The organism is Solidesulfovibrio sp. (assembly GCF_029978005.1).
Taxonomy (GTDB): domain Bacteria; phylum Desulfobacterota; class Desulfovibrionia; order Desulfovibrionales; family Desulfovibrionaceae; genus Solidesulfovibrio.
Window position 1 is genome coordinate 1 of the sequence record NZ_JARKOZ010000021.1, and the last position, 23,665, is coordinate 23,665.

19 protein-coding genes are annotated in these 23,665 nt (G+C 67.8%); 6 read left to right on the forward strand and 13 right to left on the reverse strand.

The features are described from left to right. The 4 genes from Q1K70_RS02150 to Q1K70_RS02165 all read right to left on the reverse strand — a co-directional run. Positions 1 to 344, reverse strand: a 344-nt coding sequence (locus Q1K70_RS02150) for an anion permease (RefSeq protein WP_300155107.1), incomplete at its 3' end; no start/stop codon positions are given. A 165-nt stretch (positions 345 to 509) separates the two neighbouring features. Then, complete coding sequence (locus Q1K70_RS02155; RefSeq protein WP_300155110.1) at positions 510 to 1,433, reverse strand: glycyl-radical enzyme activating protein; 924 nt, start codon at positions 1,431 to 1,433, stop codon at positions 510 to 512. A 1-nt stretch (position 1,434) separates the two neighbouring features. Then, on the reverse strand, positions 1,435 to 1,716 hold the full coding sequence (locus tag Q1K70_RS02160; protein ID WP_300155113.1) for a hypothetical protein: 282 nt from the start codon (positions 1,714 to 1,716) through the stop codon (positions 1,435 to 1,437). A gap of 66 nt (positions 1,717 to 1,782) precedes the next feature. Next, positions 1,783 to 4,266, reverse strand: a complete 2,484-nt coding sequence (locus Q1K70_RS02165) for a pyruvate formate lyase family protein (protein ID WP_300155116.1) — start codon at positions 4,264 to 4,266, stop codon at positions 1,783 to 1,785. 251 nt (positions 4,267 to 4,517) lie between these two features. On the opposite strand from Q1K70_RS02165, the gene Q1K70_RS02170 reads away from it, so the two are divergent. Further along, positions 4,518 to 6,434 carry a sigma 54-interacting transcriptional regulator gene (locus Q1K70_RS02170; protein WP_300155119.1) on the forward strand — a complete coding sequence of 639 codons (1,917 nt, stop codon included), beginning with the start codon at positions 4,518 to 4,520 and terminating at the stop codon, positions 6,432 to 6,434. 154 nt (positions 6,435 to 6,588) lie between these two features. Here the strand turns inward: Q1K70_RS02170 and Q1K70_RS02175 are convergent, their stop codons facing one another. The 9 genes from Q1K70_RS02175 to Q1K70_RS02215 form a co-directional block, all read right to left on the reverse strand. After that, positions 6,589 to 7,335, reverse strand: a complete 747-nt coding sequence (locus Q1K70_RS02175) for a sulfite exporter TauE/SafE family protein (RefSeq protein ID WP_300155121.1) — start codon at positions 7,333 to 7,335, stop codon at positions 6,589 to 6,591. Between the two features lie 114 nt (positions 7,336 to 7,449). After that, on the reverse strand, positions 7,450 to 7,656 hold the full coding sequence (locus tag Q1K70_RS02180) for a hypothetical protein (protein ID WP_300155124.1): 207 nt from the start codon (positions 7,654 to 7,656) through the stop codon (positions 7,450 to 7,452). After that, entirely contained in the window at positions 7,657 to 8,916 is a 1,260-nt protein-coding gene (locus tag Q1K70_RS02185) for a cation:dicarboxylase symporter family transporter (RefSeq protein ID WP_300155126.1), read from the reverse strand. A 113-nt stretch (positions 8,917 to 9,029) separates the two neighbouring features. Further along, a complete protein-coding gene (locus tag Q1K70_RS02190) occupies positions 9,030 to 9,617 on the reverse strand; it encodes a FumA C-terminus/TtdB family hydratase beta subunit (protein WP_300155129.1) in 588 nt (195 codons plus the stop codon). A gap of 14 nt (positions 9,618 to 9,631) precedes the next feature. Beyond that, complete coding sequence (locus tag Q1K70_RS02195) at positions 9,632 to 10,513, reverse strand: fumarate hydratase (RefSeq protein ID WP_300155130.1); 882 nt, start codon at positions 10,511 to 10,513, stop codon at positions 9,632 to 9,634. A gap of 15 nt (positions 10,514 to 10,528) precedes the next feature. Further along, positions 10,529 to 11,989 carry a cytochrome b N-terminal domain-containing protein gene (locus tag Q1K70_RS02200; RefSeq protein WP_300155133.1) on the reverse strand — a complete coding sequence of 487 codons (1,461 nt, stop codon included), beginning with the start codon at positions 11,987 to 11,989 and terminating at the stop codon, positions 10,529 to 10,531. A gap of 1 nt (position 11,990) precedes the next feature. Continuing rightward, positions 11,991 to 13,304 carry a 2Fe-2S iron-sulfur cluster-binding protein gene (locus tag Q1K70_RS02205; RefSeq protein WP_300155136.1) on the reverse strand — a complete coding sequence of 438 codons (1,314 nt, stop codon included), beginning with the start codon at positions 13,302 to 13,304 and terminating at the stop codon, positions 11,991 to 11,993. 12 nt (positions 13,305 to 13,316) lie between these two features. Further along, positions 13,317 to 13,658, reverse strand: a complete 342-nt coding sequence (locus Q1K70_RS02210; protein ID WP_300155138.1) for a succinate dehydrogenase — start codon at positions 13,656 to 13,658, stop codon at positions 13,317 to 13,319. Positions 13,659 to 13,708: 50 nt separating this feature from the next. Next, positions 13,709 to 15,448, reverse strand: a complete 1,740-nt coding sequence (locus Q1K70_RS02215) for an FAD-binding protein (RefSeq protein WP_366521642.1) — start codon at positions 15,446 to 15,448, stop codon at positions 13,709 to 13,711. Positions 15,449 to 16,021: 573 nt separating this feature from the next. On the opposite strand from Q1K70_RS02215, the gene Q1K70_RS02220 reads away from it, so the two are divergent. From Q1K70_RS02220 to Q1K70_RS02240, 5 genes are all read left to right on the forward strand, one after another. Next, the gene (locus Q1K70_RS02220; RefSeq protein ID WP_300155143.1) at positions 16,022 to 17,644 is read left to right on the forward strand and encodes a sigma 54-interacting transcriptional regulator; all 1,623 of its coding nucleotides are present in this window, start codon (positions 16,022 to 16,024) and stop codon (positions 17,642 to 17,644) included. Between the two features lie 130 nt (positions 17,645 to 17,774). Then, positions 17,775 to 18,617, forward strand: a complete 843-nt coding sequence (locus tag Q1K70_RS02225) for a class II fructose-bisphosphate aldolase (protein ID WP_300155146.1) — start codon at positions 17,775 to 17,777, stop codon at positions 18,615 to 18,617. Positions 18,618 to 18,628: 11 nt separating this feature from the next. Next, on the forward strand, positions 18,629 to 19,684 hold the full coding sequence (locus tag Q1K70_RS02230; protein WP_300155149.1) for an Ldh family oxidoreductase: 1,056 nt from the start codon (positions 18,629 to 18,631) through the stop codon (positions 19,682 to 19,684). A 7-nt stretch (positions 19,685 to 19,691) separates the two neighbouring features. Further along, the gene (locus tag Q1K70_RS02235) at positions 19,692 to 20,435 is read left to right on the forward strand and encodes a sulfite exporter TauE/SafE family protein (RefSeq protein WP_300155152.1); all 744 of its coding nucleotides are present in this window, start codon (positions 19,692 to 19,694) and stop codon (positions 20,433 to 20,435) included. Between the two features lie 777 nt (positions 20,436 to 21,212). Further along, positions 21,213 to 23,528, forward strand: coding sequence for a methyl-accepting chemotaxis protein (locus Q1K70_RS02240; protein WP_300155155.1), 2,316 nt, complete (start codon positions 21,213 to 21,215; stop codon positions 23,526 to 23,528). The last annotated feature ends 137 nt before the right edge of the window (positions 23,529 to 23,665 follow it).

Here is a 23,665-nt window from a genome sequence, read left to right on the forward strand (position 1 = left end):
ATGACGGCCCGGCACAGGGTGTAGACGTCCTTCCACTCCTGGTCCGGCAGGTCCAGGAACACGTTCACGCGGTCCGCGCGGTAGTCGGCATAGGCCGTGGCCGCGGGCTTGGCCGCGGGCATGGGCGGGGCCGTGGGCGGCACGAGCATGAGGGAGGCGATGAGCCCCACGCCGAGCAGGCCGCACACCGGCGGCGGCAGCGGCTCCAGGATGAGCCCCAGGATGACCGCCATGAAGATGGCGAAGTATTCCCAGGCATTGGCGCTCAGGCCTTGGGGCACGGGCAGTACCCAGATGATGAGGCCGACCAACAAGGGGATGATGTACCTCAGAGACTTCTTCATGATCCGGCTCCGTTGGGAATGTCGTAGGTTGACTCTCCGTGCGACGCGGAAGGCGAGACCAAGGCAGTGCGATTCTCATGAAGGCCGTCTTGTCGGCCCGGGCCTGCGGACGGGCATGGCCGGGCGCAGCTTCTCCTTTCGGCGCGGCATGTTCGCGCGGCGCTCTCAGCGTTGGTGCACGGCCACCTCGAGGCCGTAGCCCTGGAGCAGCTCGGCGGCCAGGGTGGCGTCTGATCCCGCCAGGTCCCCCAGGGGATAGTCGCGGCCCAGGGCCGCGTACTTGGAGCGCCCGTAGGCGTGGTAGGGCATGATCTCCACCAGGGGGAAACGCAGCCCGCGCAGGAAGGTTCCGAGCCCCTCGAGGCTCTGCGCGTCGTCGTTGACGCCCGGGACGAGCGGCACCCGGATGATCGTCGGAAAGCCCCGGGCGCTGAGCCTCGCGGCGTTGTCCAGGATCACGGCGTTGTCCACGCCGGTGGCCTTCCGGTGGGCGGCGGCGTCCACCTGCTTGATGTCCAGGAGGATCAGGTCGAGGTGCGGCAGCAGGGCCTCCAGGGTCGCCCAGGGGGCGAAGCCGCTGGTGTCCAGGCAGGTGTGGTAGCCCAGGCCGTCGTGGAGCACGTAGAGCAAGGCGCCGAGGAATTCCGGCTGGGCCAGGGCCTCGCCCCCGCCCACGGTGATCCCCCCGCCGCTTTGGGCGTAGATGCGCCAGTCCTCCTGCACGATCCGGCAGACCGCGTCCACGGTCATGACCTCGCCGCTGCGGATCCGGGCCTCGTACAGGCAGGCGGCGACGCAGGTCCCGCAGGCCCGGCAAAGGTCTTGCCGCACGACCAGGGCGTCTTTTTCCAGAGCCAGCGCCCCTTCGGGACAGGCCTCCAGACACGCGCCGCATTGGCGGCACAGATCCCGGAAATACAGGATCTGCGGCCTGGGGTCCTGGGACTCCGGGTTGCTGCACCAGGCGCAGGACAAAGGGCAGCCCTTCAGGAAAACCGTGGAGCGCACCCCGGGGCCGTCGTGCACGCAGTAGCGCTGGATGTCGAAGACCCGGCCCGTGGTCGCGGACTCCGCCTGCGACGCCGTCATCTCAGGCCCCGCCTTTCCCGGGGCGCACCACGATGCCGGTCTCGCCGCAGTCGATGACGAGCTCACCGAGGCGCTTTCGCAGCAACGGGTCGATGAGCACCTCGATGCCGTCCACGTGCACGACTTCCTCGCCGGGTTCGGCCTCCTCGGCCAGGCTCACGCCGAGCTGGATCTTGGCGCTGCAGCAGCCGCCGAGCGACAGCTGGGCGACGCGCAGCTTGTCCTCGCCGGAACTTTCCATGAAGGCGACTATCTTCTCTCGGGCCTGGGGAGTGATGATCATGGCGCATCCTTTTGCATCGGCCGGGACCGTCGGCGTTTCGCCCTGGCCCCGGCCGGTCGGGGGTCGTTACATGGCGTGTTCGGTACGGGCGATGATCTCGTCCTGCACGCCCTTGTGCAGGCGGGTGTAGTAGGCGCTGAATCCCGCCACGCGCACGGTGAGGCCCTTGTGGTCCTCGGGCTTGGCCTGGGCCTCGCGCAGGGTGTTGGAGCTGACCACGTTGAACTGGATGTGGGAGCCGTCCATGTCCATGTAGGACTTGATCAGGGACAGCAGCTTGCGCGCCCCGGCGATGCCGGCCACCGAGGACGGGTGGAACTTCATGTTGAAGTGGTTGGAGCCGAAGCGCACGGTGTCGATGGCCTTGGCCGCCGAGCCGAGCAGGGCCATGGGGCCGTTTTTGTCCGTGCCGGGCGTGGCCGAGACGCTGCCGTCGGTGAGCGGCGTGCCCTTCTTGTGGCCATTGGGCAGCGCGCCGGTGAGCATGCCGAAGTAGTTGTGGATGGAGAGGGAGTAGGCTTCGATGTTGGCCATGTGCCTGCCGTAGAAGCTCTCCCCGGAGGCCTGGTACCGGTCCATGGAGGAGTCGTAGACGCGGCGCACCAGCCGGTCCATTTCCGGATCCCCATTGCCGTGCTTGGGAGCGCCGAGGCACAGCTGGCGGATCTCCTCGAAGCCCTCGAAATCGGCGGCCAGGGCCTCACGCAGCCGGGCCATGGTCAAAAGCCCGGCGTCGTAGACGAGGTGCTTGACCGCGGCCAGGGCGTTGGCCGCGTCGATGCCGGCCGTGCTGATGGAATAGTAGAGGTAGAAGCGGGGGCCGCCCTCGTACTCGTGCCGGCCGCTGTCCAGGCAGCCGCCGTACATGGTGGAGCGCAGGGGGCCGGGCACCGTGTCGCCCAGGGCCTTGTTGGAGATGGAGCCGTAGGGCCGGGCCTTGCGGAACATATGGCCGATCTGCGCCTCGAAGGCGGCGTAGAAGTCCTCGAAGGAGGCCATGGCGTCCGGATCGCCGGTGGCCGCGCCCACCCGCTTCTCGGTCATGGGGTCGAAGCCGTCGTTGAGGGCCAGCTCCACCATCTTGGCCAGGTTGAAGGTGCCCACCTCGCGGATGAAGGCCGTCTGGCCGGCCACGCCCGTGCCCACGCAGCTCAGGTTGGCGCAGTTGCGCGCGTCCTTGAGGGTGATGCCGCAGGGGGCGTGTCGGGCGAGCAGGCGTTCCATCACGATGCGGTTATTCAGCCACTGGGGCTGGCCCAGGCCGGTGCGCTCCAGCTCCACGGCCTTGAGCAGGAAGTCCTCCTTGAGCTTGTCGTGGTAGAGGATGGTCAAGGTGGGCTGGATGTTGCGCATGTCGATCTGGGTGTCCAGGAGCAGGTAGTCGAGTTCGGCCGTGGCGTCGCCGCCCTGGGCGTCGAGGCCGCCCAGGCTGATGGTGTGCCCGGTGTGGCCGGAGACGATGCGCGCGTAGGAAAGGCCCTGGTAGTAGCCGAATTCCAGGATCTTCACGAACAGGCACTTGAGCCAGGCGATGGCCTCAAGCTTGGTCAGACCGTTTTCGCCCTTGTCCTTCTGGTAGTAGGGTTCCAGGAACTGGCCCAGGCGGCCGGGGGAGGAGCCGCAGCCGGCCTGCTCGATCTGGATGCCGAGGTGCAGGAACCACCAGGCCTGCACCGACTCGCGGAAGTTGCGGGGGGGATTTTCCGGCACGTGGCGGCAGACCGCGGCGATCTCGGCCAACTCGGCGGCCCGGACCGGATCGGCCTCCTTGGCGGCCATGCTCTCGGCCAGGGCGGCGTAGCGGTTGGCCAGGTGCACCAGGGCCCGCATGGAAATCAGCGAGGCCCGGTAGAAATTGATTTTGGAGCTGGTCTCCACGGTCACGGGCGTGGACTTGAGGGTGGCCTCCACCTCGGCGATGACCGCCCCCAGGCCCTTGTCGATGAAGGTGGCGTAGTCCACGTTGCCCGAGCCCACGGTCACGGTGGTGCCGTCCCAGAACAGGCCGGCCTTGATGTCGTCGGCGGGGTCGTAGTCGTGCATCTGGCGGGACAGCGAGCGGGCCTTGAAGGTGGCGCTGCGGGTCTTGAAGAACTTGGCGGCCTCGACCATCAACTTCTGTTCCTCTTCGGAAATGTTCACCTCGCCGAGGTGGCTCATCATGGCCTGGTTCATTTCCTTGAGGATCCACTGCGAATCCCATTCGGGGTAGACGTACACGCCGGCGTGGTGGCCGGTGACCGTGCCCACAATGGGGTTGCTGTCGATGAAGATCTTCTTGTTGCGCAAGAGCTTGTCGAAAAATAGCGCCCGCAGGACGATGGTCGGCTCGTAATCGAACTCCTTGTAGGCCTCGAGGAGATAGGTGAGCCGCTGCGTGTCCACGGTCTGGGGGGCGTTGAGCAAAAACTCCTTCATCTCGGCGGCGGCTGCCAGGCAGCGTTCCATCTGCAACGCGCGGGAAAGCGGCGCGGCATCCGTTCCATTTCCTGCGTCGACGACGGGTCCTGAAGAGGTTTTCTCCTGCAGCGATTCTTCAGCCGTTCCCATGTTTCGCTCCTTGTGTTGGCGCATTTCGTACACGTCGTGCACAGTATTACTTTCTCCATATTGGTCTTATGGATTTTTCCCTGGCTGTGCTTTTCTTCTGGAGTTGCAATGCCTGTGCCACACATTTCATACTTGCAATATATTGATATAATTTACCTTATTCAGAAAAACCTGAGCCGGCCTGGACGAACCATCTCATCCATGAGATTGTTTTCTCGTTCCTGAAATACTGCCCCCAAGGGAGAAAACACATGGCCGAGGCCGCCCGCTGCAAGTTCGCCCTGGTCGTGCACTCCACGGAAGTCGTGCGAAAAGTCCTGGAATGCACCAAGTTCCTCAACGAAACCATCCACACCCGGGTCATCTCCTTCGACGAGGGCGAGCGGGTGGCCAGGGAGCTCCTGGATCGGGGCTACGAGGTCATCCTGTGCCACGGCGGCACCGGCGAGAGCATCCTGCGGGCCATCGGCCACTCGGTGGTCCTCATCCAGAAGACCGACGTGGACGTGATCCGGGCCCTGTCCCGGGCCAGGGCCCTGGCCAGCGAGGTGGCCATCACCGTGCACGCCAACGAGTTCAGGGACCTGGACTTCATGCAGGACATTCTCGGCATGCGCATCCGCGAGATCCGCTACGCCACCAAGGAGGAGCTCATCGACGGGGTCGAGGAGGCCTATCGCCAGGGCATCCGCTGCGTCATCGGCGGCGGCGTGAGCCGGACCTCCATCGAGGCCCGGGGCGGCCGGGGGCTCATCATCGAGCCCAACACCCACAGCATTCTGCAAGCCATCCAGCAGGCCCGGGTCATGGCCCAAGCCAAGCGGGAGGAATCCAAAAACCGCCAGCAGCTCATCGCCATCCTCAAGCTGCTCGGCGAAGGCGTCGTCTTCATCGACACCGACAAGAACATCGTCTTCAGCAACGCCAAGGCCAGGCAGTACCTGCGGCTTTCCCGCAAGGCCCAGGCTCCGGACCAGTTGCCCCGGCACTTCGGGGCTCTGTTCCTCGACGCCGTCCTGGTCGACGGCCAGCCCCGGCTCAACGCCGTGGTGACCGTCAACGGCGCCGAACTGGTGGTCAACGCCCTGCCCGTGTCCATCAACTCCCAGCTGCGCGGGGCGGTGGCCATGTTCCGGGACACGGCCTCGATCTACGACATGAGCAACCTGCTCCACGAGGAGCTGCGCCAGCGCGGCCTCACCTCGAGCCACACCCTGGCGGACATCAAGGGCGAAAGCCCGGCCATGACCAGGCTCGCGGCCCGGATCGAGCGCTTCGCCCGGACCTGCTCCTCCATCCTCATCCACGGCGAGACCGGGGTCGGCAAGGAGCTCGTGGCCCATGCCGTGCACGAACGCAGCGCGCGAAAGGACAAGGCCTTCGTGGCCATCAACTGCTCCGCCCTGCCCGAGACGCTCCTGGAGAGCGAGCTGTTCGGCTACGAGGAAGGCGCCTTCACCGGGGCCAGGCGCGGGGGCAAGGTCGGACTGTTCGAGCTGGCCAACCACGGCACGATCTTTCTGGACGAGATCGGCGACGTCAGCCACGGCCTGCAACTGCGCCTGCTGCGGGTGCTCGAGGCCAAGGAGCTCATGCGCCTGGGCGGGGACAGGATCATCCCCGTGGACGTGCGCATCATCAGCGCCTCCCACCGCGACCTCATGGCCCTGGCCCGGGAGGGGACGTTCCGCATGGACCTCTTCTTCCGCCTGGCCGTGCTGCGCCTGCAGGTGCCGCCCCTGCGCCAGCGCCTGGAGGACATCCCCCTGCTCGTCGCGGACCTGCTGCGGCGAAACGGCCTGGGCCCGGGCGACCTGACCCCGGCCATGCTCGCGGCCATGCGCGGCTACGCCTGGCCCGGGAACATCCGCGAGCTCCTGTCCTTTTTCGAGAGCTACCTGGTGCTGCTGGACGAAAAGCGCGTGGACGAGGAGCTCTTTCTGGAACTTTTCCGGGAACGGGCCATGCCGGCCCCGGGCGGGGACGACCGGGAGCAGGCCGACGGGACCCTGAAGGAGCAACTGCGCCATTGCCAGGAGCGCATCGTCGCCTCGACCCTGGAGCAAAGCGGCATGAACAAGCGGCTGGCCGCCCAACGCCTCGGCGTCAGCTACAACACCCTCTGGCGCTTCCTGTCCGGCAGGGACGCCCCGGACCGGGAGGGCTGACGCCCGCGCCGGCCGCCGCGCCCGGCCGTGGCGGCGTCGCCGCCGCGAGGGACATGCCGGACCGGGCGGGCGCGCGAAGGAAAGGACGCCGGCCCGGCCCCGCAGGCCCTCCCCGAGGCAAGGCCGGGAGGAACTCCGGCCCCACGGCGGCCGGCTACAGGAACAGGCTCGCCCCCACCACCAGGATGAGCATGAGCACGATGTTCCGGAAAAGCGCCGGGTTGACCCGCTTGTTGATGCGGTTGCCGAGGTTGCTGCTCAGGTAGATGACCGGAGCCATGGCCAGGATCAGAAGGTTGGACTCCATGTTCAGGATGCCGAGCTGCATGTAGGCCGCCAGCTTCACCAGGTTGCTGATGGCGAAGAGCAGGATCATGGTCGCCGTGAAGCAGCGCTTGTCCATCTTGCGGCCGGCGAAGTACATGGACCAGACCAACCCGCCCGCGTGGGCCAGCACCGTGGCCACCCCGCCCAGGGCCCCGATGCAGATCGAGGAGGCGATGCCGCCGCCGACCCGGGACTCCCTGGCCGCGGCCAGCAGCCCGGCGTCCCGGAGCAGGTGGTACAGGGCGAAGGCCACGGCGAAGCCGCCGATGCCGAGCTTGAAGATGTCGGCCGGAATGGCCTGGATGCAGTAGCTGCCGAGGGCGATGCCGACGGTCGCGGCCAGGACCACGCGCAGGATCTCCCGCCAGTCGCCCCACTCCCTCCAGTAGTTGCGCAGGCCCATGATGTCCGAGGCCAGCATGGCCGGCGCGCCGAGCCCGAGCGCGATCTTGGGCGGAAAGGCCAGGGCCAGCACGGGCAGCAGGAAGATGCCCGAGCCCACGGCGGCGCTGTTCTTGATGACGGAAGAGGCGGCCACGGCCACGCACAACACGGCGATCTGATACGGTTCCATGCGGTCCTCCCGACAACGGCGAAGGCGACGGCCAACGGCCGGCCGGAGGACCGCCGGGCCTCCCTTTTCGGGGAGGCCCGGCGGCGCCGCCGGCCGGCCGACGGGAGCCCGGACTCAGTGTTCCGGCTTGCCCGATCCTTTCCTGGGTTTGATTTCCACGAGATACAGGGCGACGGTCAGCAGCGCGATGCCGAGGATCACCTCGCCGGGGAAGGCGTAGTCCGCCATCCACTTGAGCTGCTTGAGCCCCGTAAGCGACTGGGGGGAAACGAGCATCCACGCGCCGGCGAGAAAGAGGATCCAGCCGAGGATCTTGCGCATTTACACCACCTCCTTCACAGGCACGGCCATGGGGTGGACGACCTCCTTGGCCGACTCCAGCAGATGCCCGAAGTGGTCCTGGAGGAACGCGCCGATCACGCCGTCGTCGGTGGTATTGCCGGCCGTGCTGAACATCGGGATCAGGCCGCTGAACACGGCCACGAAGGTCGTGACGTAGGTGGCCTGGTCGGGGACGCCCAGGAGCACGGCGATGATGGGCGACATGAAGTAGCCCGCGCCGCCGGGGATGCCCGGCGACTCCAGGCCAAGGATCATGACCGGCGGGATCATCATGATGATCTCGGTCAGGGAGATGGGGATGTTGAGGAGCTGGGACACGATGATGGTCACGATGAGCACGGACATGGTGCTGCAGTTCTTGTTGAGCACCGTGCCGAAGACGATGGAGACCTCGGCGATGTCCTCCTTGAGCCCGAGGTCCTGCTCGGCCGAGATGATGTTCACGGCCAGGGTGTCGTAGGAGCCGCCGGTGCCGAAGCCCGTGGGCCAGACCGCGCCGTAGTAGGACAGGATCTGCTTCCAGGTGCGCTTGGTCAGCAGGCGGCACGCAAACATCATGCACACGACCCAGATGCAGGTGGTGAGCATGACCCAGAGCACGCCCTGGCCGTAGAGCGCCATGCCCTTGGCGCCGAACTTCATGGGGATGCCGATGGCCAGACAGCCGATCATGATCGGGTAGTACCAGAGCAGCTTCTTGAAGAACCACAGGATGCCGTCGCCGATGGCCACGAAGCCGTAGGCGATGCGGTGCAGGCGCTCGAACTTGGCGCTGAGCCAACCCACGAACATGGCCCCGACCAGGGCCTGGAGCAGCGGCTGCTGGGTCAGGATGTTGGCGAAGGTCTCGCCGATCTGGGTGACCCAGGCCAGTGGGCCGGGCACCTCGACCCCGGGCAGGGTGAAGGGCACGGTCGCGAACAGCGCGATCCAGCCCGTGACGTAGAGCAGCGAGATGAGGCCCATGACCAGGTACATGGTGAAGATAAGCCCGAACATCTTGCCGGCCTTGTCCTTGTGAAAGAGCATGAGCTTGGCCATGGCCGCGCTCAGGAGGTTGAAGATCAGGAAGGCGGCGAAGGTGACGATGGTCTTGGGGAAGTAGGTGCCGCTGACGAAAAGCATGTTCACGGCTTCGTGATGCGGGAAGCTGAAGCCGAGCGCCAGGCCGACCACCAGGAATCCGACAACGCGTATGGGCAGTGGTATCTTTCCTAGATAATGCAGGGTGAATGCCATAAGCCCTCCATTTACGGTTGTTGCATTGACGCCTGTGAAGACCACCCCGGCCGCGCAGGGGCGAAGGACGCCCCTGGCCGGGATGCGCGACGCCTCGCGGGGCGGCGCGCGCCCTACACGCCGAGTTTTTCGTAGATCCCGGGAAGACGCGTGAGGGCCTCGACCTTGACCTCTTCGTAGAGGTTGCGGCCATGGCTATCCATGGCCACGGTCAGGGGGCCGAAGTTCTTGACCCTAAACCGGTAGAGGGCCTCGGGGTGGAGGTGCTCCCAGTAGACCTCCTCGATCGCCTCGATCTGCTGGGTTTCCAGGGCCGCCGCCCCGCCGACGATGGCCAGGTAGACCGCGCCGTGCTTTTGCATCGCCTTCAGGCTGCCCTCGAGGAGCCCGCCCTTGCCGATGATGGCGCGCACGCCGTACTTGCCGATCAGATCGGGCGAAAACCGCTCCATGCGCGTGCTGGTGGTGGTGCCGACGCAGATTTTCTCCCAGCGCCCGTCCACCTTGCGCAGGCTCGGGGCGGTGTGGATGCAGGGCGCGCCGGCCAGGCTCACGGGCGGCTCGTGGCCCTGGTCGAACATGTAGATCTGGGTCAGGTCGCGGATGCCGAAGAGCAGGCCGTCGAAGGTGACGATGTCCCCGGCGCGCAACTGGCGGATGTCTTCCTCGGAAAACGGGGAATTGAGGTGGAATGTCGCCATGGCGTGGTTCTCCTTTAGTAGCCGTAGGCGACCGCGCCGTCGGGGCTGATGACGGCCCTGGAGCGGCGGGCCGGCCAGCACTGGGTGTTCACGGCCACGGGGTTCTGGGTGATGTGGGTGTAGGCGGTCTCGATGTGCACGCCGAGGGTGGAGACGTCGCCGCCAAGGCCCATGGGACCGCGGCCGGTGGCGTTTATGGCCTCCTCCAGCTCCTCCTCCATGGCCGCCACCTGGGGATCGGGGTTGCGGCTGCCCACCGGGCGCATGATGGCGTCCTTGGCCAGCTTCATGACCAGGTCCGCCGTGCCGCCGATGCCGACGCCGATGACGCCCGGCGGGCAGGGGTTGGCCCCGGACTCGACCACCGTGTCCAAGACGAACTTCTTGAGGGCCTTGATGCCGTGGGCCGGGTAGAACATCTGCATGCGGCTCATGTTCTCCGAGCCCGACCCCTTGGGAGCCATGAGGATGTCCAGGGTGTCGGTGTCCCCGGCGAAGTCGAAGTAGATGACCGGCAGGCCCGGTCCCACCGAGGTCTGGGGATTGACCCGGGTCAGGGGATGGGTGGAGCTGCTGCGGAAGGGGAATTCCTGGGTGGCCCGCTTGGCCCCTTCGTGGAGCCGGGACTTGATGGCGAAGCCGTCCCAGGCGAATCCCGAGCCGATCTTGACCTTGTAGATGGGCAGGCCGGTATCCTGGCAGATCAGGGTCTTTTCCCGGTCCGCGATGTCGATGGCCTTGAACATGGCCTCGAAGACCGCCTTGGCCGTGGGATTGGTCTCCCGGGCCTGGGCCTTGCGCAGGGCCTGGCGCACGTCTGGGGGCAGGTCGCACAGCGCCCGGATGTAGAGCTGCTTGGCCGCCTCTTCCACGATGGAATAATCGAACTGACGCATCCCTCGTAGCCTCCTTTATTGTTGGGAATTCATCGCGACGGGCTGACGGGCCCCGTTTCGACCGTTGTCGGTCCCCGCCTGGGCGGAACCGCTTTTGAGGACGTCCTGGCCGCTGAGAAGCCGGACCGGGTGCTTGCCGAAGTCCAGGGCCAGGATGAAGTCGGCCAGCGCCCGGAGATCGGCCTCGGGCAGGTCGTATTTGGGCATGATGGACGTGGCGCTCACGGCCTGCGGGTTCTTGACGTAGTCGGCCAGGGAGGCCTGGGTCCGGTGCTTGGCCGTCATGTTGGCCATGTCCGGGCCGGTCCTGTGGCCGCCCTTGCCGTCGATCTGGTGGCAGTAGGCGCACTCCCGGTCGGCATAGAGGAAAAGGCCCCGCTTCTCGGACGCGGTCAGCGCGCGGTCGGGCACGGGGATGACCTTGCCGTAGGGGCGCACGCCCTCGAAGCCCATGAGCGTCAGGTAGACGATGGCGATGACGCAGGTGACGCCGACCCCGGTGCACAGGGGCTGGTTGGCCAGGCCCCGCAGCCGGCCCTTGCCGAGAAACGGCACGACGAAGAGGAGCGTGACGCCGAGAAACGGCACCGCCAGGCTGCCCACGACCTCCCAGGCCCCGGAGAAGTAGGTCAGGAGCTGGAACAGCCACATGTAGTACCACTCGGGCCGGGGCAGATAGGACTCGATGAGGGTGCCGGCGATCTCCTCCTTGACCACCCCGCTGCACACGGACAGGAGAAGGATGACGCAGAACACCCCGGCGAACACCAGGGCGCTGCGGAAGGTGTGCTCGGGATAGAAGCGGTACGGGCCGGCCTGGGCCGGGGCCTTGGCCGCGCCCGGATGCTCGGCCATGCCGTGCAGGCGGATCAGGTAGATGTGGGCCACGACGAGCACGGCCAAAACGGCCGGCAGGAACAGGGTGTGGATGGCGTAGAAGCGCGTCAGCGTCAGGCCCGACACGACCTCGCCGCCGAGCAGCGCCCGGGTGAGGACGTCGCCCACCACCGGAATGTCCCTGGGGATGTTGGAGCTGACCACCGTGGCCCAGTAGGCCTTCATGTCCCAGGGCAGGAGGTAGCCGGTGAAGCCGAGTCCCAGGGTGACCAGGAGCAGGCACACGCCGACGATCCAGGTGCCCTCGCGCGGGGCCTTGTAGGAGCCGGAGAAGAAGCAGTGCGCGAGGTGCAGGCACACGGCCAGGACCATGGCCCCGGCCCCCCAGTGGTGGATGCCGCGCAACAGCGCCCCCATGGGCACGTCGCGCATGATGAAGTCCACGGTCTGGTAGGCCTTGTCCGGGGACGGGTTGTAGTACATGGCCAGGAAGGCCCCGGAGACGACCAGGACCAGGAACAGCAGGGCGCACAGGCTGCCGAGCGTGGCCGACCAGCCCGTGCCGGCCGGCAGTTCCTTGTACAGAAACGGGCGCAGGCGCTCGTTCCAACCGATGCGGTCAAGCACGGTGCGCAACATTTCAGCCCACCTCCACGAAGAGTTGATCGCCCTCCAGGCGGAAGGCGTAGCGGTCCAGGGGGCGCGGCGGCGGACCGGCCACGACGTTGCCGTCGCGATCGAAGGTGCCGCCGTGGCAGGCGCACAGGAACCGGCCCGACAGGGCGTCCCAGCGCACGATGCAGCCGAGGTGCGTGCAGCTCGATTTGAAGCAGACGAGGCTCTCGCCGAGACGGGAGACGAGGACCGGCGCGGCGACCGGCTGGACGTAGGGGCCGGTCTTGAGCTCGTAGCGCAGCATGAGCGTGGTGATTTCGCCCTTGGGGATCTCCGACAGCTTGCCGAGCGGCGCCCACTGTTTCTGGCTTTTGGCCAGGGTCGGGCCCACGGCCACGCCCGTGGCGATGCCGCCGAGGACCAGGGCCGTGCCGAGGCCGATCACGCCCACGCCCACCTGGCGCAGGAAGGTCCGGCGGTCCACGGCCGAGGCGGCGTGGCGGCAAGCCTCGGGAGCGGCCTGGCCGCACGCCCCGGGAGCGGGCTGGGCCGTCGCCGGGGGGGCGTGCCTGGCCGCCGTCGGCGGCGCGGCTTCGTGCTCCCTGGGACTCGGCGCGGGCTTCGGCTCGCTGCGGGCGTGCTTGAGGGCCAGGCGCTGGATGTACTTGATGGCCCGGGTGCCGCTGATGTTTTTGGGGCAGACCTCGGTGCAGTTGAACTCGGTGCGGCAGCTGTAGCAGGAGGCGAGCGCCCGCTCGAGGCGCGGCTCGAACAGGGCGTCGCGGCTGTCGGCCAGCAGGGTGAAGGCCCTATTGAGGGCGGCCGGGCCGGCGTAGCCCTCGTGGTGGCGGCACATGGTGCAGCTCGACACGCAGCAGCCGCAGGCGATGCACTCCGTGGACAGGCCGATGTCCAGGCGTTCCCTGGAGTCCGGCCGGATCTGGGCCGGCTCGGCGTCCGCTCCCTTCGGCTCGAAGAAGGGCAGCGTCTCCTCGAACTTCTTGAAGAAGGCCTCCATGTCCACCACCAGGTCCTTGACGACCGGGAAGTGGTTGAGCGGCCGGATGGTGATCTCCTTGCCCGGGGGCAGCTGGGAGACGTTGGTCTTGCAGGCCAGGCCCTCCACGCCGTTAATGACCATGCCGCAGGAGCCGCACATGTTCACGCGGCAGGCGTAGCGGAAGGCCAGGCTCGGGTCCTGCTCGCGCTGCAGGCGCAGCAGCACGTCCAGGATGGTGGTCGTGGTCTCGTTTTCGATTTGCAGGGAAAATGCGTCGAAGTGCCCGCTGCCGCCCTTTTCGGGGTCGTAGCGGAAGATGCGCACGGTTCTTATGCTCATGGCCGTCCCCCGCTAGTAGGTCGAGAACCAGATGATGCCCATGACCACGAGGCCAAGGCCGGCCAGCCCCCAGACGAGGGCGCGCTGGTATTTGACGTCGACCAGGTTGAAGTCGAGCAGGATGACCCGCAGGCCCAGGGTGGCGTGGAAGGCGACGGCGAGCAGCAGCAGCAGCTGGACGAACGGTTTGTAGGTCAGGGTCATGTGCAGGGCCAGGAACACGATGATGGCCAGGGCCGAGATGCGTTGCCACAACCAGGCCCACATGCCGATTTTCGTGTTCTCGCGGCGGCCGGGATCCAGCTCGCCCCACTGCAACGGCTTGCGGCATTCGATCGACACGTTCCGTTCCATTTGCCTTTCTCCTTTGGATTCCAGACGCTGAAAGCCTCGGCCTTCCGTCCTTATTTCTTGTAGCTCTGGCACGCTTCCACCGACTTGTGCTTGAAGGCCACGGCCGTCTTCTCCATCCGGGGCAGACCGTCCTCCCCGCGACGCAGGAGGATGTTGAACAGGCCGTAGTCGTCGCGCTGCTTGGGGAAATCGGTGCGGAAGTGGGCCCCGCGCGTCTCGTCGCGCTGCCTGGCCGAGGCGGCCACCATGCGGGAGACGTCGATCATGCTGCGCAGGTCCAGGGCGACGGCGAACATCATGTTGTAGGGCCGCCCGCCCGTGACCCGGAGCGCGTCCACGGCTTCGGCCAGGCGCTCGATCTCCGTCGCGGCGGCGTCCAGGTCCTCGGCGTTGCGGGCCACGCCGACCTTGTTCCAGTTGAGTTCCTGGAGCTCCCGGCGCACCTCGAAGGGATTGACGCCCTTGTCGCGCACCAGCGGCCGGGTGAGCCGGTCCACGAGCTCCTCGACCTGGCCGCGCCGGGTCTCCTTGCGGGCAAGCTCGCTTCCGGTCAGGAACGCGCCCACGGACTTGCCGGCTTGCCGGCCGTAGACGCAGGAGTCGCAGATGCCGTTGCCGCCCAGGCGGTTGGCCCCGTGCACGCCGCCCGCGTCCTCGCCGGCCACGAACAGCTTTTCCAGAGAGGCCCGGCAGCCGGTGTCGATCACCGCGCCGCCCATGAAGAAGTGGGCCGAGGGCGAGACCGGCACCCGGGCCCGGGCCAGGTCGTAGTGGAACTGGCGGCAGCGCTCGGCCATGCCCGGGAAGTTTCGCAGCACGAAGTCCGCGCCCAGATGGGAGGCGTCGATGTGCACCCCGCCCTCGGGGCAGGCCCGGCCCTGCATCATCTCCAGGTAGGAGGAGCGGCTGACCACGTCCCGGGTGGCCCGCTCGGCCACGTCGGGCGCGTATTGCAGCATGTAGCGCTCGCCCTTGCCGTTGAAGAGGTGGGCCCCGGCCCCGCGCAGGCCCTCCTCCAGGAGCGCCCCGGCCACCACGCTGCCCGGCACGATGAGCCCGGTGGGGTGGAACTGGAGCATCTCCATGTCCTTCATGAGGGCCCCGGCCCGGTAGAGCATGCCCAGGCCGTCCACGGTCTTCTCCGGGCCGGGGGCATGGAAGCGGTAATGGGTGGGCCCGCCGCCGGTGCCGACCATGGTGGCGGCGGCCTCGGCCACCAGGAACTCGCCCCGCCGGATGTCCAGCAGGAGCGCTCCCGTGACCACCTGGCCGGACGCGTCGAGCAGGAGTTCCAGGGCCCGCACCTCCTCCAGCACCCGGATGCGCCGCTTCATGACCTGCTCGGCCATGCGGCTGACGATCTCGATGCCGGTCAGGTCGCCCTTGTGCACCGTGCGGTCGAAGGACTGGCCGGCGAAGGGCTTCTGGTGGATGGTGCCGTCGGGGTTGCGGTCGAAGAAGCAGCCGGACACGGTCTCCAGTTCCTTGACCGTGGGCGTGGCCTGCTCGACCAGGGTCAGGGCCAGGTCCTGGTCGTTGATGTACTGCCCCCCTTTCAGGGTATCCATGAGGTGTTTTTCGTGCGAATCCTTGGGATTGAGGACGACGTTGAAGCCGCCCTGAACCATGCGGCTGCAACCGCCCTTGCCGGCGATGGCTTTTGTGACGATGAGAATGTCGAGATTAGGGTTCTTGTCGTGGGCGTAGATGGCGCAATTCATTGACGCCGCCCCCATACCTATGATCAGTAAATCCGCCGTTACCTTCTGGACCATGGTTTTTCCTTCCATTGGCGTTCGTCCATCTTGGGGATTTCCCCACTGTCCTGCGTCGTTGCACCGGCGTCTGGGCGTTTAGCAAATGGCATGCCCGGGCATGTCAATGTCAACCTATTGATATTAAAGGATTCATTATTCAAGAAAGGGCTTCCGGCCGGCGCGGCGAATCAATATCCGGCCATCGACCCAATATTGGGCCGTCCCTGGCGACGCGCCCGGAGGCCGGGCCAGCGGCGCTTTCCTTGCTTGCCGGAAAGGAAGCGTCCCGGCGCGGGGCCAGGCGGCCCACAGTTGGGCCCTTGGGCGCGACAGCGTCGGCGCGGCCGGGGGAAAGGCCGGGAAAGGTCTTTTTTTACGCCGGGGTCCGCTCTTTTTTTTCGGCCCCGCAGGCGGGGATCGGCTTCCCGGCAAGCGGCGGGGCCCGGCCCGGAGGCCGGGGCACGGATCGTGCAAAGGTTGGACGCAAAACCAGAAGGGACGCGCCGGCGCGGACGGGACGCGCCCCCGGGCGAGTTGCCTCTAATGATCTTGCCGTGTAGGGATTTTTAAAGAAGATATGATTGTGAATTTCTGCCGGGGAAATCCATGGCGCACAAAGGCATCTCTTCAAGCGGCGACGGCGCGCAAGAACTCCTGGACATCGAGCCGAAGAAAGCGACCTGGGACTCGGAGACCCGCTACAAGCTCCTGCTCGACGTCAACAATTCCATCGTCAACCAGAACACCAGAGAGAAGCTTTTTTGGGGGCTGACCCGGGAATTGCGGCGCATCGTCGACTACGACCGGTTCAGCATCAGCATCTACGATCCGGAAAACAACGTGCTCAACTGGTTCGCCGCCGCCGACGGCATCTCCGTCAAGAGCATGGACGGCAGCTCGCGCTCCATCGACAAGGGGCCGGTGGCCCGCTCGGTCATCACCACCCTGCGGCCGCTGCTCATTCCGGACATGGCCGAATACAGGCACTGGCACACCATCCGCCAGATGATGGCCGAGGGCCTGACCGCCACCATGGCCTTTCCCCTCATCGTGCGAAACGCGCCCGTGGGCTCCATCAACTTCTCCTTCCGGAAAAAGCCGGACAACCTCGCGGAGCTGGCCGGCTTTCTGACCGAGCTTTCGGGCCAGGTCGCCCTGGCCGTGGACAACATGCTCTCCCATTCGCGGCTGGTGGCCCTCAACGCCGACCTGGAGCAGCAGCGCGACTACCTGCTGCGCGACGTGGACCCGCAGTACGACCCGGACAATTTCTACTACTCGAGCCCGGTCATGAGCGAGATCATGCGCCAGGTGGACATCGTGGCCGACAGCGACGTCAGCGTGCTGCTCACCGGCGAGACGGGCACGGGCAAGGACTACATCGCCCGCTACATCCACCACCGCAGCCGCCGCCGCAACGCCATGTTCGTCAAGGTCAACTGCCCGGCCCTGTCGCCGAGCCTGTTCGAAAGCGAGCTCTTCGGCCACGCCAAGGGGGCCTTCACCGGGGCCAACGCCAAGCGCGTGGGCCGCTTCGAGATGGCGAACGGCGGCACCCTGTTCCTCGACGAGATCGGCGAGCTGCCCATGCAGCTGCAAGCCAAGCTGCTGCACGTGCTCCAGGACCGGCGCTTCGAGCGCGTGGGCGAGAGCCAGTCCCTCAAGGTGGACTTCCGGGTCCTGGCCGCCACTAACAGCGAGCTGGAACAGGCCATCCAGACCAGGCATTTCCGCTCCGACCTGTACTACCGGCTCAACACCGTTTCCTTCAACATTCCGCCGCTTCGCGAACGCGCCGAGGAGATCGTGCCCCTGGTGCGCCGCCTCGTCGAGGCCCAGTCCCGGGCGCTGCACCGCGCCCCGCCCATCCTCTCGGCCGAGGTGCTGGCGCTTTTGCGCCGCCACCCCTGGCCCGGCAACGTCCGGGAGCTGCGCAACATCCTCAATCGCATGATCATCATCTACAGCGGCAGGAACGTGACCCGCCGCAACCTGGAGCCCCTGCTCAACGTCAAGCAGCACGAGGTTCCGTCCTCGACCGGGCCCCTCACCATGGCCGAGGTCGAGCGGGCCCACCTGATCAAGGTCCTGACCCTGACCAAGGGGCGGCTCAGCGGCAAGCAAGGAGCCGCCGCCGTCCTCGGCATGCCCAAGTCCACCCTCCAGTACAGGCTGCGCAAACACGGATTGACGCTTCGGGATTATTCCGGCCAGCGCGGCGGCCCCTGAAAGGATGCATATCTTTATAGGAATATGACTATTCCAGGATGGCGCCCGCGAAATTCGTCTGAACGGATGTCGGGAACGCGCCACGGGCCGGCGAACGGGGCCATGGCCCCGGGACAGGGAGGAAGCAGCAATGAGCGGTCGCAATGACGGAATGCCGGGCGACCCCTGGCCCGGACAAGGCCGGTGCCTGGGGGGATTCTGCGTGGATTCGCCGCTGTCGGCCGAACTGGTGGTCGCCGCGGCCGAGGCCGAAGGGACGCCCGTGGCCCTGTGCCTGGGCCCGGACCAGGCCGGACGCCCTCCCCTGCCCGCCGTGCGCCGGATCGTGTTCGAGCTGGCGCGCCAGGCCGCAGTGCCGGCGACGGTCGTGTACACGGGAGTCCGCGACCTGGGCGGGGTCGCGAACTCCCTGGACCTCGGCTGCGCCGCCATCGACTTCGACGGCTCGGCCCTGCCTTTCGAACGCAACGTCTCCCTGACCGCCGAGGCGGTGCGTCTGGCCGCCGGCACCGCCTGCCGGGTCTGGGGAGAGATCGGCGCGTTCGGCGACTTCGGCCGGGACGACCACGGCCACTGCCTCTACTACGACTATGCCGAACGCTTCGTCTGCGACACCGCAGTGGCCGGGCTGTCCATCGCCCTGCCCTCGAGCGACGGCGCGACCTCGGGCCAGGAGCGCCACCGCCTGGCCACGCTTCGGCGTCGCCTGGCCTGCGACCTGTCCCTGCACGACGCCAGCCTGCTTTCCTCCGAGGAGATCAGCGGCTTCGTGGACATCGGCCTGGCCCGGCTCACCTTTTCGCGCGGCCAGGCCCCGCCCTTTACCGGCCGCCCCCTGCCGGGCGCGAGCGCCTACGAGCAGCGCATCAACGCCATCCGTCTCCGGCTGCGCCTTTTAAGCCGGGCCGGCCTCGCCGGCGTCCCGGCCTGTCCAACGCCCGCCGGCCCCGAACGGCCCCGGCGGAAATCCTAAAGGAATCACCCATGCCCTACCCCCTGCGCCTGCTGTCCGAAGCCGGCCAAGCCGTGCTTACGGCCCACGGCGTCCCGTCCGTGGCCGCGGCCTCGGTCATGGACGTCCTGGTCGCGGCCGAAGCCCGCGGCTTTTCCTCCCACGGCCTGCTGCGCCTGCCCAGGATCGTGGCCGGCATCGTCTCCGGAGCCATCGTCCCGGCGGCCGAGCCGTCCATCGACTTCGCCTCCCGCTGCTGCCTGCGCGTAAACGGCAGGCAGGCCCCCGGGCCCTACGCCGCCCGGCTGACCATGAACGCGGTCGTTTCCTGGGCCAAGACCGACGGGCTGTGCCTGGCCTCGGCTTCGGGCATGTCCCACTTCGGCTTCGGCGGCTATTACGCGGACATGGCCGCGGCCGAGGGCCTGGTGGGCCTGGTCCTTTGCAACACCCAGCCCGCGGCCGGCCCCTTCGGCGGGCAAAGCAAAGTGCTGGGCACCAACCCCATCTCCTTTTCCTGCCCGACCGGCGAGCCGGGCGGCGTCCCCCTCAGCCTGGACATGGCCACCACGGCCGCGGCCCGAGGACTCCTCCTGTCCCACAAGCTGCGAAGCGAGCCGCTGCCCCCGGACATCGCCGCCGGCCCGGACGGCGGCATGACCACCGACCCCGACGAGGCCCTGGCGGGCTTCCTGCTGCCCCTTGGCGGAGCCTTCGGCTTCAAGGGCACGGGCCTGGCGCTCATGGTGGACATCCTCAGCGGCGCGCTTTCCGGCGCGGCCACGGGGCTTCGGGTCAAGGGCACCCTCGACGCCGAAACGCCCTGCACCGCCGGCTTCCTGTTTCTGGCCCTGGACCCGGCCTTTTTCTGCGGCAGGGAGCGGTTCCTGGCCGAGGTGGACCGGCTCGTGGCCGACATGCGGGGTGCCGGTCCAGACGTGCGCCTGCCCGGAGAACGGGGCCATGCCCGGGCCAAGCGGGCGGCCCGGGAGGGGGTGGAGCTGCCCCAGGCCCTGGTCGCGCGCCTGCGCGCCCTGGAGGCCGAGGCCGGGGTGTGCGTCCTGTCGCGGTCCGGCGACGCTTCGTGAGGTCTTCATGAGTCTCGGCGCCGTATTGGCCATCCTCGCCGGCTCCCTGGCCGGCGCGTTCGTGTCCGGGGTCTCGGGCTTCGCCTTCGGGCTGGTGGCCCTTTCCTTCTGGGCCTGGCGGCTCGACCCGCTGCTGCTTGGCCCCATGGTCGTCTTCGGCTCCATCGTCACCCAGGCCACCTCGCTTTCGGCCATCTGGGGCCGCCTGGACTGGCCCCGCCTGCGGCCGTTCCTGGTCGGCGGCGTGGCCGGGGTGCCTTGCGGGGTCATGCTGCTCGGGGTCATGGACATCCGGGTCTTCAAGGCGGCGGTGGGCGTGGTGCTCGTGGCCTACAGCGCCTACCTGCTGCTGGCCCGGACCCGGGCGGGCGTCCGTTTCGGCGGCGGGCTGGCCGACGGCGCGGCCGGCTTCGTCGGCGGGGTCATGGGCGGGCTGGCCGGGCTCAACGGCCCCGCGCCCGTTTTGTGGTGCATGGTGCGGGGCTGGGACAAGGACGTGCAGCGCTCCGTGGTCCAGTCCTACATCCTGGCCATCCAGATCGTCACCTTCCTCGGCTACGCCGTGGCCGGCAAGCTCACCCGGCCCACCTTCGAGGCCTTCGGCCTGATGCTGCCGGCGGTGCTGGTTTCGGCCTGGATCGGGGTGCGGGTCTGCGAGCGGATAAGCGAATGCCTTTTCCGGCGGCTGGTCCTCGTGCTGCTCTTCTTCTCCGGCGCGGCCCTGCTGGCGGGGTCCCTGAGCGGCGTCTAGCGCCCGCCTTCCTGTCCTCGGCCAAAAAGAAGGGCCCCGCTTCCGTCCAAGCGGGGCCCTGGGTGCCTACGGTCGCACGGTCGTGGGGCGTGTGTCCGTCAAGCGCTTTCGTAGTGGGGGACGCAGCCCGCCCGGGCCGACGCGCGGCCTTGCCGCAGGCCCCGTCGTCCCGCCTCCTCTTCTCTCACATTCCCCGGCGACCCCAGGGAACACGCCGACGCCTCGGCGCGCCTCCCCCTTAGCAACAGGCATGCCTTTCGATATCTGCTGGCAACTTACTGAAATAAAACATTATTCCAAAAACAGCCCAACCGCCTGAGCCCGTATGGAAACGACTATTGGGCAGGCGGACCACTATTGGGCCGCCGCCCCACGGGGGAGAGGCCGGCGCGCAGCCCTGGCTGGAGCCGCTTCGTCCGGGTCGGGGACGGCGCAAGAACCAATATTGGGCACAATGTTTCCATTGGCCGCGCGCAAACCCCGTCCCGGGGCGGCCGCAAGGCTCCGGCCGAGACGACGGCCGCCGGCCGGGCAAGGGGAACGAACACGCCGGGAGGAAGCAGGGGCGCAGTTCGGGAGTGCGGGCCCTTCCGCCGGACGGCCGCGAATCGCCGCCGCCGGGGAGGCATGGAACAGGAGTTGCTAAACGGCTGGACGCCGTGGAGTGGCCGCAGCGGCATGCCCGCGCCGTTTCTTGCCTGCAAGACACGGCGCGGCGCATCGGAAACGGAAGATCGGCCCGCCTGCGTCCCTTGCACCGCAACGCCCGGAGGAAGCATGAAAAAGCCGTTGCTGCGCAGCATCAACAGCGTCATGACCCTGCTGTTGAGCCTCGTTTTGATCGCGGCCGTCCTCTCCCTGGTCCTCTACGTCTCCCACACTTCCTATGAAGACATGGTCGCCGTCCAGACCCAAAACATGGCCGGCTCCTGCCGCAACGTCATCGAGAACATCAACGAACTCCTAGACGCCAACCTGGCCCTGACCAGGTCCCTGGCCATGGAGGACCGGGTCGTGGCCGCCCTGTCGGGCAAGCCCGCCGACCTGGACGCCTTCGTGGCCGGCCAGTTCAAGGTCCACCCCGGTCTGGACTCCCTGGTCGTCCTCGACGCCGCGGGAGCGCCCGTGGCCGTCGCCGTCAAGGGCAAGGCCGCGGCGGGCAAGGGCCTGCCCGGGGCCGGCTGCCTCAAGGAGGCCCTGGCCGGGCGGGACTGCCTCGGCGAAGAGGTGGAGCGCTCCCCCCTCACCGAGGACTACGTCCTGGCCCTGGCCGCGCCGGTGCGCGACCCGGCCTCGGGCCGAGTCCTCGGCGCGGTGCTGGCGGGCATCGACTGGGACCGCTTCCGGGCCAGGTACATCTCGCCGATCAAGGTCGGGCAGTCGGGCTACGCCTTCCTCTTCGACGCCCACAAGCGGCTCATCGCCCACCCCCAGGCCAAGCTCATGCTCGACGACCGCAGCGACAAGGCCAACGTGCAGGAGGCCTTCGCCAAAAGGCAGGGCGTCTATCGCTACGCCTTCGAGGGTCACGACAAGGTGCAGGTCTACGACAATGTGGCCCGAAACGGCTGGATCATCTGCATCACGGCCGAGGAGGACGAGCTGGCGGCCCTGGCCGTGCGGCAGCGCACGGTGCTGCTGGCCATCGGCCTGGCCGCCTACGTCGCGCTCATGGCCGCCATCCTGTGCTTGGTGCGCTGGGGGGTGCTCGCGCCCCTGCGCTCGATCATGGCCTTCAGCGCCGCCGTGGCCGGCGGGGACTACAACGCCGCCCTGGACGGCCGCTTCCGCTTCGAGTTGCGCGAACTGGCCGAGAACATCCGGAAAATGACCCACGAGCTCAAGCTGCGCCTGGGCTTCGCCGACGGCGTGCTGCGCGGCTTCGCCATGCCGGCCTGCGTCGTGGGCACGGCCGGCGAGCTGCTTTTCGTCAACCGCCAGATGCTGCGGGTCCTGGGGCGGGCCGGCCAGCCCGAGGCGTTTCTGGGCCTGCAGGCGGGACAACTCTTCGGCGGCCAGGGCGGCGCGGCCCTGGCGGACGTCCTGGCCGCCGAGGAGGACAAGACCGTCGAATCCCTGGAAACCCAGCTGCTCCTGCACGACGGCCGATCCCTGGTCGTCTCCCTCGACGCCGCGCCCATCCGCGACCTCGACGGCCGACGCCTCGGGGTCATCGTCACCCTGGTGGACCTGACCGAGGTGCTCGGCCAGAAAAGCCGGATCGAGGCCCAGCGGGACGCCATGGCCAAGGCGGCGGAAGTGGCCGAGACCATTTCCCTGCGTCTGTCCGTGGCCGCGGAACAGCTCTCGGCCCAGGTGGAAGAGGCGAGCCGTGGGGCCGAAAACCAGAAGGAGCGCCTGAGCGAGGCCGCCCTGGCCATCGTGAACCTCAAGGCCTCCATCGGCGACGTGGCCCAAAACGCGGGCAATGCCGCCCGAAACGCCGGCGAGGCCAGGGAAAAGGCCGGCACGGGCGAACAGGCCGTCGGCCACTCCACCCAGGCCTGTCGGCAGGTCGAGACCCACTCCGAGGTCATGAAGCAGCAGATCGAGCACTTAAGCCGCAAGGCCGTGGGCATCGGCTCCATCCTGCAGATCATCGAGGACATCGCCGACCAGACCAACCTGCTGGCGCTTAACGCCGCCATCGAGGCGGCCCGGGCCGGCGACGCCGGCCGGGGCTTCGCGGTCGTGGCCGACGAGGTGCGAAAGCTCGCGGAAAAGACCATGGGCGCGACCCAGGACGTGGGGACCAACATCGCGGACATCCAGGCCTCCATCGCCAAGGCCCTGGACCAGATGGCCGAGTCCGGCGCGCTGGTGTCGCGCACCGGCGCGCTGTCCACCGAATCCGGCCAGGTCCTTGGGGAGATCGTGCGCATCTCCGGCCAAAGCGCGGCGGAGATCCTCTCCATCGCCGCCGCGGCCGAGGAGCAGTCCGCGGCCAGCGAGCAGATCGCCCGCTCGGCCGAGGAAGCCAGCGCCATCGCCTCGCAGACGGCGGACAGCATGGTCCAGTCGGCCCAGGCCGTGGCCAACCTGTCCAGGATGGTCGGCGAGCTCAACGAGCTCATCAAGAGCATGCGGGACTGAGCCGGCTGCGGGCGCTGCCCTGCCCGGCAGGGCAGCGCCTTCGCCCGGGCGGGCAACGCGCCATGGTCGCCGCCCTCGATGCCACGGCGCGGCAGGCCACGGCGAGGCGTCGCCCCCCTCGCGCCCGCCGGCAACGG

Bases quoted from the DNA above. Each gene is read 5' to 3' on its own strand.
- Q1K70_RS02215 (WP_366521642.1), bottom strand. From the start codon at position 15,448: ATGGAAGGAAAAACCATGGTCCAGAAGGTAACGGCGGATTTACTGATC.
- Q1K70_RS02165 (WP_300155116.1), bottom strand. From the start codon at position 4,266: ATGGGAACGGCTGAAGAATCGCTGCAGGAGAAAACCTCTTCAGGACCC.
- Q1K70_RS02185 (WP_300155126.1), bottom strand. From the start codon at position 8,916: ATGGCATTCACCCTGCATTATCTAGGAAAGATACCACTGCCCATACGC.
- Q1K70_RS02175 (WP_300155121.1), bottom strand. From the start codon at position 7,335: ATGGAACCGTATCAGATCGCCGTGTTGTGCGTGGCCGTGGCCGCCTCT.
- Q1K70_RS02240 (WP_300155155.1), top strand. From the start codon at position 21,213: ATGAAAAAGCCGTTGCTGCGCAGCATCAACAGCGTCATGACCCTGCTG.
- Q1K70_RS02160 (WP_300155113.1), bottom strand. From the start codon at position 1,716: ATGATCATCACTCCCCAGGCCCGAGAGAAGATAGTCGCCTTCATGGAA.
- Q1K70_RS02225 (WP_300155146.1), top strand. From the start codon at position 17,775: ATGAGCGGTCGCAATGACGGAATGCCGGGCGACCCCTGGCCCGGACAA.
- Q1K70_RS02195 (WP_300155130.1), bottom strand. From the start codon at position 10,513: ATGCGTCAGTTCGATTATTCCATCGTGGAAGAGGCGGCCAAGCAGCTC.
- Q1K70_RS02230 (WP_300155149.1), top strand. From the start codon at position 18,629: ATGCCCTACCCCCTGCGCCTGCTGTCCGAAGCCGGCCAAGCCGTGCTT.
- Q1K70_RS02180 (WP_300155124.1), bottom strand. From the start codon at position 7,656: ATGCGCAAGATCCTCGGCTGGATCCTCTTTCTCGCCGGCGCGTGGATG.
- Q1K70_RS02155 (WP_300155110.1), bottom strand. From the start codon at position 1,433: ATGACGGCGTCGCAGGCGGAGTCCGCGACCACGGGCCGGGTCTTCGAC.
- Q1K70_RS02220 (WP_300155143.1), top strand. From the start codon at position 16,022: ATGGCGCACAAAGGCATCTCTTCAAGCGGCGACGGCGCGCAAGAACTC.
- Q1K70_RS02200 (WP_300155133.1), bottom strand. From the start codon at position 11,989: ATGTTGCGCACCGTGCTTGACCGCATCGGTTGGAACGAGCGCCTGCGC.
- Q1K70_RS02205 (WP_300155136.1), bottom strand. From the start codon at position 13,304: ATGAGCATAAGAACCGTGCGCATCTTCCGCTACGACCCCGAAAAGGGC.
- Q1K70_RS02170 (WP_300155119.1), top strand. From the start codon at position 4,518: ATGGCCGAGGCCGCCCGCTGCAAGTTCGCCCTGGTCGTGCACTCCACG.
- Q1K70_RS02190 (WP_300155129.1), bottom strand. From the start codon at position 9,617: ATGGCGACATTCCACCTCAATTCCCCGTTTTCCGAGGAAGACATCCGC.
- Q1K70_RS02210 (WP_300155138.1), bottom strand. From the start codon at position 13,658: ATGGAACGGAACGTGTCGATCGAATGCCGCAAGCCGTTGCAGTGGGGC.
- Q1K70_RS02235 (WP_300155152.1), top strand. From the start codon at position 19,692: ATGAGTCTCGGCGCCGTATTGGCCATCCTCGCCGGCTCCCTGGCCGGC.